Origin of the sequence: Vandammella animalimorsus, assembly GCF_002285265.1 — a bacterium.
Classification (GTDB): domain Bacteria; phylum Pseudomonadota; class Gammaproteobacteria; order Burkholderiales; family Burkholderiaceae_C; genus Lampropedia.
Map to the genome: position 1 here is coordinate 99,319 of NZ_NSJB01000008.1, position 17,907 is coordinate 117,225.

The 17,907-nt window shown below is 67.1% G+C and carries 17 protein-coding genes; 10 read left to right on the forward strand and 7 right to left on the reverse strand.

Annotated elements, in window-relative coordinates; all coding sequences use genetic code 11:
* Positions 1-110 precede the first annotated feature (110 nt).
* From CK625_RS10370 to CK625_RS10380, 3 genes are all read right to left on the reverse strand, one after another.
* The gene (locus CK625_RS10370; protein WP_095540240.1) at positions 111-2,045 is read right to left on the reverse strand and encodes a M61 family metallopeptidase; all 1,935 of its coding nucleotides are present in this window, start codon (positions 2,043-2,045) and stop codon (positions 111-113) included.
* A 93-nt stretch (positions 2,046-2,138) separates the two neighbouring features.
* Positions 2,139-2,906 carry a DsbC family protein gene (locus CK625_RS10375; RefSeq protein WP_095540241.1) on the reverse strand — a complete coding sequence of 256 codons (768 nt, stop codon included), beginning with the start codon at positions 2,904-2,906 and terminating at the stop codon, positions 2,139-2,141.
* Between the two features lie 191 nt (positions 2,907-3,097).
* The gene (locus tag CK625_RS10380) at positions 3,098-4,378 is read right to left on the reverse strand and encodes an FAD-dependent monooxygenase (protein ID WP_095540271.1); all 1,281 of its coding nucleotides are present in this window, start codon (positions 4,376-4,378) and stop codon (positions 3,098-3,100) included.
* Between the two features lie 292 nt (positions 4,379-4,670).
* Between CK625_RS10380 and CK625_RS10385 the strand changes: the two genes are divergently transcribed.
* From CK625_RS10385 to CK625_RS10400, 4 genes are all read left to right on the forward strand, one after another.
* Positions 4,671-5,423, forward strand: coding sequence for a DUF4189 domain-containing protein (locus CK625_RS10385; protein ID WP_172425138.1), 753 nt, complete (start codon positions 4,671-4,673; stop codon positions 5,421-5,423).
* Positions 5,424-5,613: 190 nt separating this feature from the next.
* Entirely contained in the window at positions 5,614-5,844 is a 231-nt protein-coding gene (locus tag CK625_RS10390) for a hypothetical protein (RefSeq protein WP_095540242.1), read from the forward strand.
* Between the two features lie 188 nt (positions 5,845-6,032).
* Positions 6,033-7,127 (forward strand): redox-regulated ATPase YchF, encoded by a 1,095-nt coding sequence (ychF, locus tag CK625_RS10395; RefSeq protein WP_095540243.1) that lies wholly within the window; start codon positions 6,033-6,035, stop codon positions 7,125-7,127.
* A gap of 174 nt (positions 7,128-7,301) precedes the next feature.
* Positions 7,302-7,676: a hypothetical protein gene (locus tag CK625_RS10400; protein WP_143326256.1), complete on the forward strand. Its 375-nt coding sequence runs from the start codon at positions 7,302-7,304 to the stop codon at positions 7,674-7,676.
* A gap of 115 nt (positions 7,677-7,791) precedes the next feature.
* Here the strand turns inward: CK625_RS10400 and CK625_RS10405 are convergent, their stop codons facing one another.
* Complete coding sequence (locus CK625_RS10405; protein WP_338114413.1) at positions 7,792-8,160, reverse strand: ArsR/SmtB family transcription factor; 369 nt, start codon at positions 8,158-8,160, stop codon at positions 7,792-7,794.
* 87 nt (positions 8,161-8,247) lie between these two features.
* On the opposite strand from CK625_RS10405, the gene CK625_RS10410 reads away from it, so the two are divergent.
* Together CK625_RS10410 and CK625_RS10415 are read left to right on the forward strand one after the other, a co-directional pair.
* Complete coding sequence (locus tag CK625_RS10410) at positions 8,248-8,613, forward strand: carboxymuconolactone decarboxylase family protein (RefSeq protein ID WP_095540246.1); 366 nt, start codon at positions 8,248-8,250, stop codon at positions 8,611-8,613.
* Between the two features lie 99 nt (positions 8,614-8,712).
* Positions 8,713-8,910: a YgaP family membrane protein gene (locus CK625_RS10415; protein ID WP_095540247.1), complete on the forward strand. Its 198-nt coding sequence runs from the start codon at positions 8,713-8,715 to the stop codon at positions 8,908-8,910.
* Between the two features lie 90 nt (positions 8,911-9,000).
* On the opposite strand, the gene CK625_RS10420 is transcribed toward CK625_RS10415, so the two are convergent.
* Together CK625_RS10420 and CK625_RS10425 are read right to left on the reverse strand one after the other, a co-directional pair.
* Entirely contained in the window at positions 9,001-10,197 is a 1,197-nt protein-coding gene (locus CK625_RS10420; protein WP_095540248.1) for an amino acid aminotransferase, read from the reverse strand.
* Between the two features lie 116 nt (positions 10,198-10,313).
* Positions 10,314-12,896 (reverse strand): sensor domain-containing protein, encoded by a 2,583-nt coding sequence (locus CK625_RS10425; RefSeq protein ID WP_172425139.1) that lies wholly within the window; start codon positions 12,894-12,896, stop codon positions 10,314-10,316.
* On the opposite strand from CK625_RS10425, the gene CK625_RS10430 reads away from it, so the two are divergent.
* The 3 genes from CK625_RS10430 to CK625_RS10445 all read left to right on the forward strand — a co-directional run bounded on the left by CK625_RS10430 (position 12,895) and on the right by CK625_RS10445 (position 16,442).
* Positions 12,895-13,275: a PIN domain-containing protein gene (locus CK625_RS10430; protein ID WP_172425140.1), complete on the forward strand. Its 381-nt coding sequence runs from the start codon at positions 12,895-12,897 to the stop codon at positions 13,273-13,275. The genes CK625_RS10425 and CK625_RS10430 overlap by 2 nt on opposite strands.
* A gap of 165 nt (positions 13,276-13,440) precedes the next feature.
* A complete protein-coding gene (uvrB, locus tag CK625_RS10435) occupies positions 13,441-15,504 on the forward strand; it encodes an excinuclease ABC subunit UvrB (RefSeq protein ID WP_095540251.1) in 2,064 nt (687 codons plus the stop codon).
* 437 nt (positions 15,505-15,941) lie between these two features.
* On the forward strand, positions 15,942-16,442 hold the full coding sequence (locus CK625_RS10445; RefSeq protein WP_095540253.1) for a hypothetical protein: 501 nt from the start codon (positions 15,942-15,944) through the stop codon (positions 16,440-16,442).
* A gap of 88 nt (positions 16,443-16,530) precedes the next feature.
* Here the strand turns inward: CK625_RS10445 and CK625_RS13935 are convergent, their stop codons facing one another.
* On the reverse strand, positions 16,531-16,695 hold the full coding sequence (locus tag CK625_RS13935; RefSeq protein ID WP_172425141.1) for a hypothetical protein: 165 nt from the start codon (positions 16,693-16,695) through the stop codon (positions 16,531-16,533).
* A gap of 337 nt (positions 16,696-17,032) precedes the next feature.
* On the opposite strand from CK625_RS13935, the gene CK625_RS10450 reads away from it, so the two are divergent.
* On the forward strand, positions 17,033-17,641 hold the full coding sequence (locus tag CK625_RS10450) for a copper chaperone PCu(A)C (protein ID WP_095540254.1): 609 nt from the start codon (positions 17,033-17,035) through the stop codon (positions 17,639-17,641).
* The last annotated feature ends 266 nt before the right edge of the window (positions 17,642-17,907 follow it).

Here is a 17,907-nt window from a genome sequence, read left to right on the forward strand (position 1 = left end):
ATCACTATAAGTCCGATCGCAGGCGGCTCAGAGGCAAGCGCTGCACGAATCGCTGCGCTGCGCGCCCTTTTGGGTGGGTGATCTGCGGCTTGTTTTGCAGGGGGATCCATTCAGTATGGGCTTGCGGGGGAGGCTGGGGGCGTGGCCGGGCCGAGCCAGCTGCGCAGCGTCTGGGCCTGCTTGGCGGTGGGCTCGGGCAGGGGCTGCAGCCGCACGTCGCCGGGGACATCCGGCGCGGCAGGCAGGTGCAGCGTGCGCCAGAGCAGGCGGCCATCGCGCGCCAGCAGCACGCGCAGCGGCCCCTGGGCGGCGCTGGCATCGGGCAGCAGGCCGTCGAGCTCGTCGAGTTTTTTCAGCCGCCAGCCTGCAGCATCGGTCGATTGCGCCTGGGCTGCTGCGCCGCCGTCGTGCGCAGTGCCTGCATTGCCTGAATGACTGTGGGCCGCCAGCCCCAGCCATTCGTCGCCCACGGCCATGCCGGCGCGTTCGGCGGCGCTGCCGCTGTGGATGCGGGCGATGGTCAGCGCGCTGCCCTGGCCTTCGCGCAGCTGCAGGCCCAGGCGCTGCGCCCAGCTGGCGGGTTTGTGCTCCAGCGCCAGGCCGGCGCTGGCCAGGGTCTGGGCCAGCGGCAAGGCGGCGGTGCTGTGCACCCAGTGCTGCAGCTCGGTTTGCCAATCGCGGCCGCTGAGCTGGGCCAGCACGTCCAGCACGGCGGCCTCGTCGATGGGGCCGCCATGGCTGCGTTGCCACAGCGCGCGCATGACGTCATCGAGGCTGCAGCGGCCATGCTGGCGCAGTTGCAGATCCAGGCACAGGGCCACCAGCGCGCCCTTGGTGTAGTAGCTGACGGTGGCGTTGGCGGTGTTTTCATCCTGCCGGTAGTACTTGATCCAGGCGTCAAAGCTGGCCTGGGCCACGCTTTGCACGTGGCGGCCCGGGGTTTGCTCGACCTGCTGGATGGTCTTGCCCAGCAGCTTGAGGTAGTGGGCGTCGTCCAGCAGGCCGGCGCGGCGCAGCAGCAGGTCGTCGTAGTAGCTGGTGAAGCCCTCGAAGAACCAGAGCAGCTCGGTGTAGTTTTCCTGCTCGTAGTCGTAGCGCGCGAATTCGGCTGGGCGCATGCGCTTGACGTTCCAGGTGTGGAAGTATTCGTGGCTGATCAGGCCCAGCAGAGTGGTGTAGCCCTCAGGCTGCTCGGCCGCGCCCAGGCGCGGCAGGTCGCTGCGCTGGCAGATCAGGGCCGTGCTGTGGCGGTGCTCCAGCCCGCCATAGCCATTGCCCACAGCGTTGAGCAGAAACAGGTAGTGCCCGTGCGGCGGGCGCTGGGTGTCGCCGCGCTGTCCTGCGCCGGGCGGGTGCCAGAAGTCGATGGCGGCCTCGCAGATGCGCTGCGCGTCTTGTAGCAGACGCTGCCCGTCGAAGGCTGGCGTGGCGCCGGCGACGACGAAGCGGTGCACGATGCCGCGCGCGCTGAACTGGCCCTGCCAGAACGCGCCCAGCTCCACGGGCGAGTCGGCCAGCTCGTCGTAGTCGGCGGCGCGGTACAGGCCAAAGCCGGCCTCGTCCACCTCGGCAGGCGGCAGCGCCGTGGCCACGCGCCAGCCGGGCGCGTGCGCGGGGCGCGGCAGCTGCAGGCCGTGGGGCTGTGCTTCCTGACCGTGCACGCGCAGGCACAGGCTGGTGGGGTTGAAGAAGGCGCGCTCGCCATCGAGCCAGGCGGCGCGCACCGAGTGGTCGAAGGCGTAGACGCGGTAGCGCAGCGTCAGCGCGCTGCCCGGCTGCGCGGCGATGAGCCAGCGGTTCTTGCTCAGCGCGCGCATGGCCACGGGCGCGCCGCCCTGGCTGGCCTGCAGGCTGTGCAGGTGGCGGGCGAACTCGCGCACCAGGTAGCTGCCGGGGATCCACACCGGCAGCGAGACGATTTGCTCTGCCGCAGGCGCGGCAATGTGCAGCGTGACGTGGAACTGGTGGCCGTGCGGGTCGCTGGGCTCGACGGTGTATTGCACGGGCAGCGCGGGCGGGGCAGGGGGCTTGGGCTGGCTGGGCATGGCGTATGAAGGGGCGCGCCCCGCGCCGGCATGGCGCGGGGCGGGCGGAAACGAAAAAGCCAGTCCGGGACTGGCTTGCGGGGCAGGGGGCGATCAGGATTTTTTCTTGCTCTGGGCAATTTCCTTGAGCCTTTGCTCGATGCGCTCGGCAGGCACGGCGCCGGGCACGCGGGCGTTGTCCTCGAAGAAGATCGTGGGCGTGCCGGTGATCTTGTACTGGCGGCCAAAGGCCAGGTTGCGCTGCAGCGCCTCGTGCTTGTCGCAGGAGGCCTGCGAGGCCGGGGTCTTGCCATGGATCATCCAGCTGTTCCAGGCGGTGGCCTTGTCCTCGGCGCACCAGACATCGCGCGATTTTTCGAACGAGTCCGGGCTGAGGATGGGGTAGAGGAACACGTGCACGGTGATGTTGTCGACGTTGCGCAGATCGCGCTCGAAGCGCTTGCAATAGCCGCAGTTCGGGTCGGCAAAGACGGCGATCTTGCGGCTGCCGTCGCCGCGCACGATGGTGAAGGCGTCATCGAAGGGCAGCTTGCTGAACTCCACCGCCGTCAGCGCATTGATGCGGTCCTCGGTGAGGTTGCGCATGGCCTTGGTGTCGTAGAGCTCGCCCTGGATCAGGAAGTCGCCCGAGGCATTGGTGTAGAACAAGTCCGTGCCCTTGCGCACTTCGAACAGCCCTTGCATGGGCGTGGCGCGCACCTCGTCGATGTCCTTGAGCTGGGTGATGCGCTCGCTGAGCGTCTTGCGGATGGCGTCGGCGTCGGCGTGGGCCGCGCCGCTGAGGCTGCCCAGCGCCAGCAGCGCGCTGGCTGCCAGCGGCTTCCAGAGCGCAGCGCGGGCGCGGGTTGAGGTCGGGGCCATAGGGGAAGTCGAAGCAGTGTGCATGGTTGGGCAATGGGTTGGAAAAAGATGTTGAAAGAGCGCATCAGCGCAGCGCGCGCAGCATAGCAGGATCGCCCGCATTGGGGCGTGGGCATGGTTTTGGGGAGGTCTTCACGAAACGCAGTCGCAATGCAATGCAGCGCCGCGCAACGCATCGCGCAGGCCGCGCATCACGGGCGCGGCGCCTGCTGCTGCGCACGGGCTGCGGCCAGGCCGGGCGGCATGGGCAGTGCGGCCGCGCCGCCCATGGCCTGCTGCATGACCCAGTGCTTGAGCGGCCCGCTGGCCGAAAAGCCGCGCATGCCCCAGTTGCGCAGGCCCTGCAGCCAGGGCTGCTGCTGCCAGAACAGCCATTGCAGGCCATCGGTGGCGGTGGCCATGGGCAGCAGCGCGGCCTTGCGCTGGCGCGCGTACTGGCGCAGCAGGCGCTGGTCGGCCACGCTGCGCCAGGCCGGGCGCTGCAGCAGCGCATCGGCCAGCGCGGCCACATCGCCCAGGCCCAGGTTCAGGCCCGAGCCAGCCAGCGGGTGCACGGTGTGCGCCGCATCGCCCAGCAGCACCCAGGCCGCGCCTGGGTTGCCCGGGATGGGCCCGGCCCATTGGCGCGCCTGCGCCAGGCGCAGCGGCCAGCGCGCGCGCGGCGCGCTCAGCGTGAATTGCGTGTGCGGCGCCAGACCCTGGCCGTGCGGCGCCGGGCCTGCGGCCGCAGCGCCGGTGGCAATGGCGTGCAGCTCGGCCACGAAGGCGGCCTCATCCAGCGCCACCAGGCGCTGGGCCTGCGCCACGCTGGTGGACCAGACGACGGCGTACTCGTCGCCCTGCGCGCCGCCCAGCGGCAGCAGCGCCAGAATGTGCTCGCCACAAAACCATTGGTGCGCCGTGCCGCCGTGCGGCTGGCTGCTGCGCAGCCGGGTGGCCACGGCATGCTGGGGGTAATCGAAGTGGTCGAACTCCACGCCCAGCTCGGCGCGCGAGGCGCTGGCCTTGCCCTCGCAGATGGCCGTCAGCGTCGCGGGCACGGCGGCGCTGACCAGCTCTACCCCAGGCTGAAAGCGCAGCGCGGTACGCAGCACATCCTCCAGCGCCGGTACGTCCACGATCCAGGCCAGTGCATCGGCGGCGGGCGCGGTCGTCTGGCCGGGCTGATGTTTGATGGCTCGGCTGTGCGGCGCATCAAAGCGCACGGCGCCGCCGGCGTCGCCGCGCACATGCATGTGCTGCACGGCGGTCACGGCATCGCCCTCGGGCCAGCAGCGCAGCTCCTGCAGCAGCTGGCGCGAGGCCTGGTTCAGCGCGTAGGCGCGCACATCGCGCGCGCGCTGCGCTGGCCCATCGGCCGGAGCGCCATCGACCAGCGCCACGCGCAGCTTGGCTTGGCCCAGGCGCAGGGCCAATGTCTGGCCCACGATGCCTGCGCCGCGAATGCATACATCAAAACCGCTTTTCGACATGGCGGCGATTGTAGGGGGCTTCGCTGGCCGGGCCGGGCCAGTGTCTTGGCCCTGCGCTTCATCATCCGCATTGCGCAAGGCAGGCAGGGCAGCCAAGCGCCATCGCCATGGATGCCGCACTGTGCAGTCCAGTGGCGAGGGCGCAGCGCCGGCGGGCTATGACGGTCGCAAGCGCCGCAATGGCTTCTTGGCCCTGGATTTCTCCGGCCCTTGCGGTGCATGGCGCCCTGTGGCATTGTCTGCCCCTTGCCGGTTTCTGCGCCGCCCATCATCCCAGAGCAAAGGCTGCACCATGAGCCCCACCGCTGTTTTTCGCCTGCCTTGCGCCCGCCGCCTGCAGCGCCTGCCGCTGCTGCTGGGCGCCCTGTGCACAGCCCTGTCTGCCGTGTCTGCCCTGCCGGCCCATGCCCAAAACAACCCCAACATGCCCGGCTACATTCCCCCGGCCATCTTGCACAACCTGCACATGTGCGGCGCGGCCAATTGCACCACTGCCCCCTCGCCCCCTCGGCCCGCTCAGCCCCTGTCTTCCTTTGAGCAATATTGCCGGGACATTGGCGGCTGCCAGTTCAACAACACGACGGCCTGGCGACACCAGCTTGGCTTCGGTGTGGCGGTGGTCGGCTTTGACGCCCCCCAACTGCGCCGCGACCCCACACACAACCGGGGCTCGCTGTTCATGGCCACGGCCAACGACCCGCACAAAGCCGAGCAAGAGGCCATGGGGGACTGCATTTCGAGGCGCTTCAGCGATTGCCGTGTGATTGCCCGGGTGGCCAACGCCTGCACCGCCATTGTTGAGGCCAGCCGCTATCTGCCCAACGGCGGCGGCAGGGCCTACTCGCGCTTCTATGTCAGCCCCGCTGTGCCGCTGGGCAATCTGGGCGATCACCTCGACAAAGGCGGTCATGCGCACCAGGATTTTCGTAATGAAGCCGAAAAAAGCGCCATCGCGGCCTGCAAAAACGACCCTGGCGGCCAGGGCCAAAGCTGTAGCTCCTCCCCCAGTGTGCTGTGCGCCAGGGATCTGATTACTCCTTTCTGAGAGCCTGTTCAAAGTCTCTACACGGCGGTCAAGGGAGCGGATTTGGGCGGTCTGCGGCGCGTTGCAAAGCCTCGCCATAGCGGGGGCTATGGCTGCGTTTTGCGCCTTGCAGCCCATCCCAAACCGCTTCTTGCCCGCTCGTTCCGAGACTTTGAACAGGCTCTGAACCGCTATGAGAACACCCAACGCCATGAAATCTGCACTGATTCTGGCCGCCGCCTTGCTGCTGGGCGCCTGCGCCACATCGCAACCACCCGCCCACCAGCAGCAGCGCGGCAGCTTCATCGACCGTCAAGGCAACCGCGTCGTTCTGGACAAAAAGCGCCCGGCGGCATCGCCCTCCGTGGTGGAGGGCGCTGGCGGCGTCTATGAATGCCGCAACGGCCAATGCCAAGCTCTGGCCCCAGTCCAAATCCAATAAAAGCAATGCGCCGCCAAGCGCCTTGACAGGCCGAGCGCCATTGGGCAAGGGCTGGCGGGGCGGGCGCTGGCGCAGGATGGGGCAGGGCCGCTGCTGTTGGGCTGCTCATGCGGCGGCAGGCCGCCGGGCAGGGGCAGGCCGCATAAAATGGCCTGTTTTTTTGTGCATCCCATCAGGAACAACACAGCATGAGTCTGCAATGCGGCATCGTGGGCCTGCCCAACGTGGGCAAGTCCACCCTTTTCAACGCCTTGACCAACGCCGGCATCGCCGCCGAGAACTATCCCTTTTGCACCATCGAGCCCAATGAGGGCGTGGTCGAGGTGCCCGATCCGCGCCTGGCGCAACTCTCGGAGATCGTCAAGCCCGAGCGCGTCGTGCCCGCCGTGGTGGAGTTTGTGGACATCGCTGGCCTGGTCGCCGGCGCCAGCAAGGGCGAGGGCCTGGGCAACCAGTTTCTGGCGCACATCCGCGAGACCAACGCCATCGTCAACGTGGTGCGCTGCTTTGAGGACCCCAACGTCGTGCACGTGGCCGGCAAGGTCGATCCCATTGCCGACATCGAAGTCATCCAGACCGAGCTGTGCCTGGCCGATCTGGGCACGGTGGAAAAATCCATCCAGCGCTACGCCAAGCTGGCCAAGTCCGGCAACGACAAGGAGGCGGCCAAGATGCTGGCGCTGCTGCAGCGCATCCAGCCCGCGCTGGACGAGGCCCGCCCCATCCGCACCCTGGGCCTGGACGCCCAGGAGCTGGCCCTGCTCAAGCCGCTGAGCCTGATCACCGCCAAGCCGGCGATGTTCGTCGGCAACGTCAGCGAAGACGGCTTCGAGAACAACCCGCTGCTGCAGCGCCTGCAGGACTACGCCGCCAGCCAGAGCGCGCCCGTGGTGGCGATTTCGGCCAAGATCGAATCCGAGCTGGCCGGCATGGAGCCGGGCGACCGCGCACTGTTTTTGCAGGAGCTGGGCCAGAGCGAGCCGGGCCTGAACCGCCTGATCCGCGCCGCCTATGAGCTGCTGGGCCTGCAGACCTACTTCACCGCCGGCGTCAAGGAAGTGCGCGCCTGGACCATCAAAAAAGGCGCCACCGCGCCGCAGGCCGCCGGCGTCATCCACGGCGACTTCGAACGCGGCTTCATCCGCGCCCAGACCATCGGCTTTGAGGACTTCATCCAATACAAGGGCGAACAAGGCGCCAAGGAAGCAGGCAAGATGCGCGCCGAAGGCAAGGACTACGTGGTGCAGGATGGGGATGTGATGAACTTCCTGTTCAACGTGTGAGCTTGCTCACTCGCCCTGAGCGCGCGAGCAAGCGCTCAGGGCGATCAATCCGGGCTGAGCCGTGCTCGAGAAATGATGACGTACATCCTGGTGCTGTTTGCCATCGCCGCATTGGCCGCAGAGGCCTGGTGGGGCTGGCGCACGCTGCTTGTGTTTCTCGCGCTGGGCCCGCCAGTGGGGGCTGCGCTGATCTTTTTTGCGCAGGCTGTGCAGCACTTCTCGTCGCACGGTGTGCCGCTGCCCTCGGTCTTTCTGGCAATGCTGCTGCTTTCTTATTTGCCGGGCATCGCGCCGGCCATCGGCGCGGCATTGCTGGCGCAACTGGCTTGGCGCCTGCCCAGGGTTGGTCGCAATGGCTGGTTTCGATTGCTGTTTGCCGGAGCCTGTGGCGCGGCAGCGGGTCTGATCGCTCCATTTGCGCTGATGCACGACAACGCGTATTGGTTCATGGCCGCAGGTGCGGGGGCGGCCATGGTCTGCACGGCCCTGGTGCTGTTGCTGGAGGCCATCGATGCGTGTGAGCCGTCCAAGTCAGAAGAGATGCATTGACTCCATTGCCGCCCGTGGCTGCTGCACACGCATCACAGGCGGCTTGCATTGCTGGATGGGCGCCAGAAAAGCCCAATGCCGGATGAAGTCGAATGCAACGATCGGCGCGTGCGCCTCAAGCCGCGGCGCAGCTCTGGGCTGGACTGGCGCCGTTGGCGTTGCTGCCCTGTAAGTTGGGGCAGTACAGCGTGTGCAGCAGTTGCAGCAGTTGCAGGATTTCCGGCTGGGCGATGCTGTAGAAGATGCGCTTGCCATCGCGCCGGGTGCTGACTACATCCTCGCTGCGCAAAATGGCCAGTTGCTGCGACAGCGAGGGCTGGCGGATGCCCAGGGCGGCGGCCAGATCGCTGACGCAGCTCTCGCCCTGCGCCAGTTGGCACAGCAGCAGCAGGCGATCTTCATTGGCCAGCAGCTTGAGGGTGGTGACGGCATTGCCGGCGCCCGAGCGCATGAGTTCGGGGGTGAGTGCGGCGGTTTCGGGCATGGGGGATGGGGCGGGGGACTGCATACAATTGTTTTAAATATAAAATGTATTCTTGTGAATTGTATGGCAACCCACAAGGAGTCGAGCATGAGCAAAAGCTACCGCGAAATTATCGAGCACACATCGTCCTGGCTGGCGCCACTGCGCAAGGACATGCCGGAGACCATGAAAGGCTTTGGCGCTTTGTCGCAGGCCGCGCTGGCCGATGGCGCGCTGGACAAGAAGACCAAGGAATTGATTGCGCTGGCGCTGGGCGTGGCCGCGCGTTGCGACCCTTGCCTGGGCTACCACGCCAAGGCGCTGGTGCAGTTGGGCTGCACGCGCGCCGAGCTGCTGCAGATGCTGGGCATGTGCGTGTACATGGGCGGCGGGCCGTCGCTGATGTATGCTGCCAATGCGCTGGCCGCCTATGAGGAATTCGGCGGCGAGAAGGCGCAGGATGCAGCGCAGTGATGCGCCACCGATTGGATATTGGGATCGGTGTTTTGCCGGCCCGGCCGTTGCAGGGCCTGGCAAAAGGAGTATGAAAAAGGAACGTGAAGGAGTTCTCTGATGAAATTCAATGTTGGCGGGATTGATCGCATTGCACGCATCGTCGTGGGCCTGGTGTTGATTGCCCTGGCGGCCACGGGCACCGTGGGTTGGTGGGGCTGGCTGGGCGTGCTGCCGCTGGCCACAGGCCTGTTTCGCTTCTGCCCGGCCTATCCGCTGCTGGGCGTGAACACCTGCAAGCTGCCCAAGGATTCTTGATGCAGGACGGTTGAACTGCCGCGAAAAAAGCGCCCGCATCTGCGGGCGCTTTTGCTTTTGTGTTTGCTGTTGCCAGAGACAGGCAGGTGCTCACATGACCTTGGCAATGGACTCGCAGACGTGGCCGATGTTGTGCTCGTTCAGCGCGGCCACGCAGATGCGGCCGCTGTCCACGCCGTAAACGCCGAATTCGTTGCGCAGGCGCTCCATTTGCGCCTTGCTCAGGCCCGAGTAGCTGAACATGCCCACCTGGGTGGTGATGTAGGACAGGTCCTGCTGCACGCCCGCGGCCTTGAGGCCCTCGACCAGTTTCTGGCGCATGGCCTTGATGCGGGTGCGCATCTGGCCGAGCTCCTGCTCCCACAGCGCGCGCAGCTCGGGCTTGCCCAGCACGTAGGCCACGACGGCGGCGCCGTGCGTGGGCGGGTTGGAGTAGTTGGTGCGGATGGCGATCTTGAGCTGGCTGAGCACGCGCGCGGCTTCGTCCTTGTTGGCAGCCACGACCGACAGCGCGCCCACGCGCTCGCCATACAGGCTGAAGCTCTTGGAAAAAGAGGTCGAGACCAGGAAGGTCAGGCCGCTTTGCACGAACTTGCCCACCACGGCGCCGTCCTCGGCCAGGCCTTGCGAGAAGCCCTGGTAGGCCATGTCCAAAAAGGGCGTGAGCTTGCGGGCCTGCACGGCCTGCACGACGCGGTCCCACTGCTCGGGCGTGAGGTCGTAGCCCGTGGGGTTGTGGCAGCAGGCGTGCAGCACCACGATGGTGCCTTCGGGCGCGGCCTGCAAATCGGCCAGCAGGCCTTCGAAGTCGATGCCGCGCTGGGCGGCGTCGTAGTAGCGGTAGGTGCCCACTTCAAAGCCCGCGTTCTGGAAGATGGCGCGGTGGTTTTCCCAGCTCGGGTCGGAGATCAGCACCTTGGCCTGCGGCAGCAGTTTCTTGAGGAAGTCCGCGCCGACCTTCAGCCCGCCCGTGCCGCCCAGGGCCTGCACGGTGGCCACGCGGCCCGATGTCACGGGCTCGGAATCCTTGCCGAACACCAGCTCCTTGACGGCCTGGTCGTAGGCCAGCAGGCCGTCGATGGGCAGGTAGCCGCGCGCCTTGGGCTCGGCCTGCAGTGCGGCCTCGGCCTTTTGCACCGCCTGCAGCAGCGGCAGCTTGCCGTTTTCGTCAAAGTACACGCCAACGCCCAGATTCACTTTGTTGGGGTTGGTGTCGGTGGCAAATTGTTCGTTCAGGCCCAGAATGGGATCGCGAGGGGCCATCTCGACGGCGGAAAACAATGACATGAAGCGTCCTTGAAACGAAGGAAAAAGACAGGGAAAAACGCGAGCCGACGATTGTAGGTGTTGTTGGGCCGCGCGCTGCGGGGGCTGGCCCTTGCTGGCCCTGGCAGCCCCTTGCGTCATGGGCCTGGAGCGCTGTTGCCCGGCTGTGGCTGCTTGAGCCATTGCGTGAACGTCTGGGCACTCAAGGGCGGGGAGAACAGATAGCCCTGCCCGTAGGCCACGCCCAGGCTTTGCAGGAAGTCGCGCTGCGTGGGGCGCTCCACGCCCTCGGCCACCAGGCCCAGGCCCAGGCCCTGGGCGATGGCGGCCACGGCCTGGCAGATGGCCGCGTCCGAGGCGTTGTAGGGCGCGCCTTGCAGGAACAGGCGCGAGAGCTTGAGGCCGTGAATGGGCAGGCGGCGCAGGTAGTTCAGGGCGCTGTAGCCTTCGCCGAAGTCGTCGATCGACAGCCGCACGCCCAGCGTGCGCAGGTGGGAGATGGTGCGCGTGGTCAGCGGCTCGTCCTCGATCAGCACCCGTTCGGTGAACTCCAGCTCCAGCGCCGCGCCGGGCAAGTGGGCCTGCTGCAGGGCCTGCACCACGATGTGCGCCAGGTCGCCGGCGAGAAATTGCCGGTAGGAGACGTTGACGGCAATGGGCACGGTGTTCAGCCCGGCGTTGCGCCAGCGGCGCACCTGCTGGCAGGCTTCGTTCAAGGCCCAGGCGCCCAGGCGCATGATTTCGCCGTTGTGCTCGGCGTGGGCGATGAAGATCTCCGGCGGGACTTCGCCCAGCTGCGGGCTGCGCCAGCGCAGCAGCGCCTCGGCGCCGATCAGCGCGCCGCTTTGCAGGTGCACTTGCGGTTGGTAGAGCAGCTGCAACTCCCCTTTGTCGATGGCGCTGCGCATCAGGTTGTCCATCTGCAGCCGGTCGTGCTGGCGGCGTGCCAGGTCCTCGCTGTAGATCTGCCAGCTGCCGTGGCCGCGGCGCTTGCTCTCGTACATGGCGGCATCGGCGTTTTGCAGCAGGGTGTCGCTGTCGCGGCCATCGCGCGGCGCAAGGGCAATGCCGATGCTGGCGCTGATGCGGATGCTCTCTTGCTCGATCTGAAAAGGCTCCGAGAGCTGCGCCAGGATGCGCTGGGCCAGCGCAATGGGCATGCCAGGCTCGGCCGCGGGGCAGAGAAAGACGAACTCGTCGCCGCCCATGCGCGCGCACAAGGCCTGCTCGCCAGCGGCGCTGCGCAGGCGCTGCGCGACGGCGCGCAGCAACTGGTCGCCGATGTAGTGGCCCAGTGCATCGTTGATGACCTTGAAGCGGTTCAGATCGACATACAGCAGCGCCAGCAGGGGCGATTTGCCCAGCAGGCGCCTGTGCAGCTCCTCGAGCAGCGCATCGCGGTTGAGCAGGCCGGTCAGCGGGTCGGTGCGGGCCTTGTGCAGCAGGTTTTGCTCCATGTGCTTGCTGCGGCTGATGTCCTCGAGCGTGCCGCTGATGCGCACGGCAAAGGGGTCGAGCATGTCCGGCTCGCCCTGCATGCGCACCCAGTGCTCGGGCTCGTTGGGCTGAGGGTGGGGGCGCAGCTCCAGCGTGAAGGCCGTTTGCGTGGCCAGCGCCTGTTCCAGCGCTTGCCGCAGGCGCTGGCTGTCGGGCGGTATGAAGCAGGCCAGCAGCCCCCCCAGTGAGGCCGGCGGCTGCTCCAGTCGCAGAATGCGCAGCGCCCCTTGCGTCAGAAAACAGCGGTCGCTGCCGCGCTCCCACTCCCAGGCGCCGGCGGTGGACAAGGCCTGCAGCCGGCTGAACAAATGCTGATCGCGCCGCGATTCGGTGACGTCGCGGATCAGCGAAACCACCTGCACCGGCGCATCGCCAGGCCGGGCCGTGCTGGCAAAACGGGGGATGGCGCTGACTTGCAGCCAGCGGAAGCGCCGGTCATGCACTTGGTACAGGCCAATGGTGCGGTTGAGCACCGGCTTGCCGCTGCGCTGCGCAATGGCGATGGGCGTTTGCTCGCGCGGCAGGTGCATGCCATGCGCGTCGATGGTCGTCCAGTCGCTCGATTGCATGGCCGCGCGCCAACCATCATCGCCAGGCGAGTGGTTGAGGATGCGCATGGCCGCATCGTTGATGTGCTGCAGCGCGCCCTGCGCGTCATAGACGAGCACCCCCTGGTCGATGGCCTCGAACAGCTCTGCATACTGATCGCTGACCTGGCTGTGCAAACGGTGCGCCAGCACCAGCCAGTGCGGCGGGGTATGGTTGGCCGCCTGCAGCATCGCCATCGGGTAGGGCAGAGGCGCGGCATACAGCGCCAGCGAGCGCTGGCCCGGCGCCTGCATGAAGTGCGTATGCCCGTGGCGCAGCGCGTGCAGCAGCGCCTCGTACTGCGGGGCGCTCAACTGCGGCAGCAACTGCTGCAGTGGCTGCCCCCGGGCTTGGGGCCGCGTTTGCTGAAACAGCGCGGCCGCAGCCGGGTTGACGTCGATCACGAAACCGTCCGAGGCCAGGATGAACGCTGGCAGCGGCAGGCTGTCGAACAACTGCAGATACAGCACCTCACCGCTTTGCAGCGCCGGCGCTGGCCACGCCGCGGCGCCGCCTGCCACGCCCGGCAACTGCGCGGCATCGAGTGCGGCACTGGGTGTGGCATCGGGCGTTGCATCGGCTGCCGCCGCGCGGGCAGCATCAGGCGCAGGGTGGGAGGAAGCGGGCGTGGCCATGGCCGCTATCGTAATGGCGCTGGGGCTGGGCTGGCGGCAGTCCTGCAGCGGCGCGCGCTGGGGGCTGGGCACTGGACGAGGCAATTGCCGCCAGCACAGCACCTTGACGACCATCGACTACCTGGCCTGCAAGCAAGTGGGGCGTGAGCGCTCGCGCGCCATGCTGCAAGACCTGCTGGCCCTGTGCGGCGTGGCCCCTGTCACCCGCGCCGTGCTGGACGCCGCGCTGCGCAGCCCCATGGCCGACTTTGAAGACGCCGTGCTCGCCGCCGCTGCACAGGCCTGCGGCGCGCAGGCCATCATCACGCGCAATGTGCGCGACTTCGCCCTGTGCGGCCTGCCAGTGCACACCCCGGCGCAGTGGTTGGCAGCGGGCTGATCCCCAAAAAAAGACCAAGGCCCGGCAAGCTGCGCCAGGCCGAACGCGGCGGCCCGGGTAGCAGGGCAGGCACAATCTGCGCTTTGTCTGGTTGCGCCATGCCCTGTGCTGCGCGCGTCTTCTCGCCGCAATGCCCCCGCAATGCGGTTGCATCCTTTGGCACCCATGTCCACAGCTACGCCGCCGGCCCCGCAGCAGGGCCAATTCGTCACCTTCCCCGATTCCCCCTTCCAGCTGTTCCAGCCCTATCCGCCCGCGGGCGACCAGCCCACGGCCATTGCCGAGCTGGTGGAAGGCGTGCAGGACGGCGAGGTGTTCCAGACCCTGCTGGGCGTGACCGGCTCGGGCAAGACCTTCACCATGGCCAACGTGATTGCGCGGCTGGGGCGGCCGGCGATTGTGTTTGCGCCCAACAAGACGTTGGCGGCGCAGCTTTACAGCGAGTTCCGCGAGTTCTTCCCCAAAAACGCGGTGGAGTATTTCGTTAGCTACTACGACTATTACCAGCCCGAAGCCTACGTGCCGCAGCGCGATTTGTTCATCGAGAAGGACTCGGCCATCAACGAGCAGATCGAGCAAATGCGCCTCTCGGCCACCAAAAGCGTGCTGGAGCGGCGCGACGTGGTGATCGTGGCCACCGTCAGCGCCATCTACGGCATTGGCGCGCCCGAGGATTACATGCAGATGCGGCTGATTCTGCGCGGCGGCGGCCTGGCCAACCAGCGCGACTTGATTGCGCAACTGGTGCGCATGCAGTACCGGCGCAGCGATATGGATTTTGCGCGCGGCACGTTCCGCGTGCGTGGCGACACCATCGACGTGTTCCCGTCGGAAAACTCCGAGCTGGCGCTGCGCATCGAGCTGTTCGACGACGAGGTGGAGGCGCTGCATTTGTTCGACCCGCTCACCGGCCGCGTGGTGCAAAAGGTGCCGCGCTTCGTGGTCTACCCCAGCAGCCACTACGCCACGCCGCGCGAGAAAGTGCTGGCAGCCGTGGAGACCATCAAGATCGAGCTGCGCGAGCGCCTGCAGCAGCTTTACGAGATGGGCAAGCTGGTCGAGGCCCAGCGGCTGGAGCAGCGCACGCGCTTCGACCTGGAAATGCTCGCCGAAGTGGGCCACTGCAAAGGCATCGAGAACTACAGCCGCCACCTCTCGGGCGCGGCCCCGGGTGAGCCGCCGCCCACGCTCACCGACTACCTGCCCGCCGATGCGCTGATGTTTCTGGACGAAAGCCACCAGATGATCGGCCAGCTGGGCGCCATGTACAACGGCGACCGCGCGCGCAAGCAAACCCTGGTCGATTACGGCTTTCGCCTGCCCAGCGCGCTGGACAACCGGCCGCTGAAGTTCGCCGAATTCGAGCAGCGCATGCGCCAGGTGGTGTTCGTCTCGGCCACGCCCGCGGCCTATGAGCAAGAGCACGCCAGCAAAGTCGTCGAGCAAATCGTGCGCCCCACCGGCCTGGTGGATCCGGAAATCGAAGTGCGCCCGGCGGCCAGCCAGGTGGACGACGTGCTGCAGGAAATCCGCAGCCGCGTGCAGCAGGACGAGCGCGTGCTCATCACCACGCTGACCAAGCGCATGACCGAGCAGTTGACCGACTACCTGACGGAAAACGGCGTCAGGGTGCGCTACCTGCACAGTGACGTGGACACGGTCGAACGCGTGGAAATCATCCGCGACCTGCGCTTAGGAAGCTTTGACGTGCTGGTGGGCATCAACCTGCTGCGCGAAGGGCTGGACATTCCCGAGGTCAGCCTGGTGGCCATTCTGGATGCGGACAAGGAAGGCTTTTTGCGCGCCGAGCGCAGCCTGATCCAGACCATTGGCCGCGCCGCCCGCAACGCGCGCGGCAAGGCCATCCTCTACGCCGACCAGATGACCGACTCCATGCGCCGCGCCATCGGCGAGACCCAGCGGCGACGCGACAGGCAAATGGCCCACAACCAGGCCCACGGCATCACGCCGCGCACCATCCGCAAGCAGGTGCGCGACCTCATCGACGGCGTGTACAGCGAAAAAGCCGATCGCCAAAAACAGGCCCAGGCCCGGCAGGCCGCCTACGCCGGCGAGCTGCTGGAGATGAGCGAGAAAGACGCCTCGCGCGAGATCAAGCGGCTGGAAAAGCAAATGCACGAACACGCCCGCAACCTGGAGTTCGAGCAGGCCGCCGCGCTGCGCGACAAGCTGGCCCAGCTCAGGCAGCACCTGTTCGGCGCGGGCTGAGCGGGCTGAGCCGGCCGAGCGGCCGAAGCGGCCGAAGCGGCCAGGGCCGGCGCGCTGCGCCATCAATCGGTATGGCAGCGGCGCGCGCGGCGCTGCAAATGGCGCTGCGCGGCCCATTGCATCGCCAACGCCAGGCGGCGCAAGCCACGCGGCGCGCCAGGCGCTGTGGCTTGCGCCAGGCATGGGGGCAGGCCGCCTGCCTGCAAGGCGCAGGCATCGGCAGGATGGGCATGGGTGCCCGAAGGGGCCGGGGGTGTAAAGACAAAGGCAAGCATGGGCGACTTGGGCAGGCTGTGGACGACAAGCCCCAAGCATCCGCGCCCCGCATGAAATGCCAGCGAAGCCACTGTGCGCTGTGCATGAAGCGCCGTGCTGGGCCGTTGCCAGTGGCACTGGTGGGACACGCTCTAGAATCCTGCGCTGATTGGGCTTGAACCATGCGTTTTTTTCGCCTGCATACACCGCTGCTGACGTGGCTGAGCATCTGGCTCGTGCTGCTGGGCCATGCCTTGCCCGTGCATGGCCGTGCGGCAGGCAGCGCCGGGCTGGGCCCGGGCGGGCAGGGGGCTTTCTGGCTTGAGCTGTGCACGCCCGCGGGCATCGAGCGGGTGGCCTGGGCGGGCGGCAGTGCGTCCGTGTCTGCGCCTGCGCTGCTGCCGGTCGCGCGGCTTGGGGCGCAGGCCCTGGCGCAATCGCCAGCGGCGCTCCATCCAGGGCAGGCGCCGCACGATGCGCCGCCCATTGCCCCCTGGTGGCATTGCCCTTGGTGTGTGCTGCATGCGCCCTGGGTGGCGCTGCCGCCCGGGCCGGGCGCAGCGGCCGTGCCCAGTGCCTGGGCCGGGCCGCAGGTCTGGCCGCGCGTCAGCGCCGTGCAGGCGCGCCCTGGCAAGGCGCAGGCGCTGATGCCGCCGCCCAGGGCACCGCCCAGGAGCTGTTGAGATTCGGTTTGCGAAGCGGTTTTTCGGGGCGAAAGTCGCAGAGGCAAGGCGAAAACGCTTGCAGGGCCTGAACGCCTTGCAAGCATTTTCAACGCGGCAGCTGCGCAGTTTTGATCGAAAACACCGCCGCAATACCGAATCTCAACAGTTCTAGAGCGTGTTCTGCTCGAACGCCGGCAAATCCAAGGCCCTGGGCGCTGACTGGCATCGCCATCTCGCAGGTGGCTTTCGTCATGCCCGCGAAGGCGGGCATCCAGCGCCCTCCTTGTGCACCAGAGGGGGATTGCCAAACGGCAGCGCCGTGTCTGTCAGCGCGTTGCGACTGGACACCCGCCTTCGCGGGTGTGACGAGCACCAGCGGCGCTTCTTGCAGGAAATGTCTTCGTGGGAATCGAAGCCGCTCTGGCGCTGTGACTTTTTTCTTGATTGGCTTGTGCCGCGACCCGTGCTTTTGGGCCGCTTTGGGGCTGTGCCTGCACCCTGCCAACAGGGCGGCACATCGCCACATGAACAGGCCAAGGCCGCCTTGTGCGTTTTGAGCGCCTTGTGCGGCGCATGCACCGTTTTTCTTTTTTTCTCAGGAGTTTTCCATGTCTTTTTCTTCGACCCGTCTGGCCCATCGTCTGCCCCGCCTGGCCGCTGCCGCGCTGCTGGGCCTGGCCGCTGCCGGCGCTGGCCTGGCGCAGGCGCAGCAGTACCGCCTCAAGGAGCTGGAGATCAGCGCCCCGCACGCCCGCGCCAGCCGCCCGGGCGTGCCCAACAGCAGCGCCTACTTTGCCGTGACCAACCACGGCCAGCAGGCCGATCGCCTTGTCAGCGCCTCATCCCCGGCGGCCGAGCGCACCGAGCTGCACGACATGAAGATCGACAACGATGTCATGCGCATGTTCCAGGTCGAGGGCATTGAGCTGCCCGCTGGCCAGAGCCTGACGCTGGGCCAGGGCAACAAGCTGCACGTCATGCTGATGCAGCTCAAGCAGCCGCTGCAGGCCGGTCAAACCATTGCGTTGACGCTGCAGTTCGAGAAGGCCGGCGCCATCGACATCCAGGTGCCGGTCAAGGAGCACAAGATGGGCGGGCACGAGCATCACGGGCATGGCCACGGCCATGGCGATGACCATGCCGAACACGGCAAGGGCCACGGTCATGCAGGCCATGACGGCCATGACAGCCATGCCGGCCACGGCAAGGCGCACTGATCGGAGCGACTGCAGCGAGCAGCCAACGGCCGGTAATGGCCGGTAATGGCCGGTAACGGCCAGCACAGCAAAGGGGGCCTTGAGGGCAAATGCCGTTCACTTAACAGCACGAACCTGCTTGAGCGGATAGCGAGCAGGAGGCTTCTTCACAACACGGGGGCATTGTCGCCCCCGTCGTTGTTTGGGCAGCAGTTGCTCACCCAGACGCTGGCGTAACCGCAGCAAGTGCTTGGGCAGCAATCCCGGGCTGATGCTCGCCAGGCTGA